The 1,697-nt window shown below is 60.3% G+C and carries 1 protein-coding gene; it reads right to left on the bottom strand.

Going from position 1 to position 1,697, the window contains the following annotated elements:
• Positions 1 to 1,353, bottom strand: a 1,353-nt coding sequence (locus AC1D1X_RS22555) for an FAD-dependent oxidoreductase (protein WP_477699250.1), incomplete at its 3' end; no start/stop codon positions are given.
• Positions 1,354 to 1,697: the final 344 nt, after the last annotated feature.

Here is a 1,697-nt window from a genome sequence, read left to right as displayed (position 1 = left end):
CGTCGACATGCGCCCGGTGTTCACCAGCTGCCGGGCAAACGGGTGCTCACGCGCCAGATCCAATGCCGCCGTGCGAAACAGCCGCTCCGCGCCGTCGGCCGGCCGCAGAAAGCGCGCGGTGCGGTTGGTGATCAGCACGTTGTGCTTCGCCGCCTCATGCCTTTCGTGGTGATAGCTGTCGAGCAATGCGGGCGCGGCGCGGCCTTGCAGCACAGCGGCCAGCTTCCACGCCAGGTTGTCGGCGTCCTGAACACCCGAATTGCCGCCGCGTGCGCCGAAGGGGCTCATCACATGGGCCGCGTCACCGGCAAAGAACACGCGGCCATGGCGCAGGTTGTCGAGGCATTCGCTGCGGTAGGCATAGGGGCCGACCCAGACGATTTCATAGTCACCATCGTCCAGCACCTGTCCCGCCTGGCTTTTGAACTGCGCCTTCAGGCGGGCGCGCACCACGTCCTCACGGCTGACTTCTTCGGGGTTGGCGTGCGGCGGCATCTGGTAGTCGATGCGCCAGACACCGTCGGCCATCAGGTGTTGCCACACGGCGCGGCCTTCGTTAAAAGGTGCTTCGATCCAGGTGTGGCGCTCCACCGGCGGCGGGTTTTTAAAGCGTACGTCGGCAATGCACCAGCGGTCGTCGCCCTTTTGCGCGGTGACCGTCGCACCGCACCAGGCGCGAAACGGGCTGCGCGAGCCCGTGCAATCGATCACATGTTCGGCCTGCAGGGTGTAGCTGCCCGCAGGCGTTTCAAGCTGCAGCGTCGCGAAGTCGTCGTTTTGCTCAAAGGCCGTGACGCGGTGGCTCCAGCGGAGATCAATGAGGCGGTCCTCAGGCGCGGGTCGGTAGAGCTGCTCCACCAGGAAGCCCTCGACATAAAACTGCTGGATATTGATAAAGGGCGGTTGCCGGCTCAGTGAATGCGTTTGCTGCTGGCGCAGGTCAAACGAATACACCTCGTCGGCGCCCGCAAAGGTGCGGCCCACGCTCCACTGCACCCCTTTGGCGGCGATGCGCTCGTAAATGCCTAGGCGCTTGAAGATTTCCAGGGTTTTCTGGGCATAACAAATGCCGCGCGACGACGCGCCCTTCACGCCCACGGTGTTGTCTTCGTCCAGCAGCAAGGCCTTGATGCCGTACTGCGCCAGCGCACAGGCCAGCGTCAGGCCGGTGATGCCGCCGCCAACGATGACGACGCCGTGCCGTTTGACCTCGCCTGTTTGCAGCTCGGGCGGTTCCACGAACGGGTATTCGGGCAGGGTGTAGCCCGTGCCTTGGGCAAATTCATAGCCGTTGGTGAACGCGGCCGGCAGTGTGGCCGCAGCGGCGCTGCCTTTTGTGCTTGTCTCCGGCATGGATTGGTCCTGCGGTTCTTACGTGTTTTAGGCGTTTTAGCCATACCGGTCAAGCGCAAGCAGCTATCAAAAGAGTAGCAAATGCGAGGCGCCGGCACGCGCTTTTCCTGGAGGCCCGGTGCGGTGGGCAACTCGGACAGTATTGTTTACCTATCCGTAATAAATTTACCATAACGTAATTGATACGATGAATTTGTCTGCCGTACGTCGCTGGCTATGGTTGCCCTTCTTTAATTTGTTAAATTTATTAATAATATTAATTTGATAGTTTTAATTAATGGCATGCATTGATTCCGGCAATTAGACGAATCCCTCCAACAGGTCTATGGTGTTTAGGTCTTCGG

It is taken from the genome of Polaromonas sp. P1_G4, from assembly GCF_056405475.1.
This window is presented reverse-complemented; position numbering and strand designations above follow the sequence as displayed.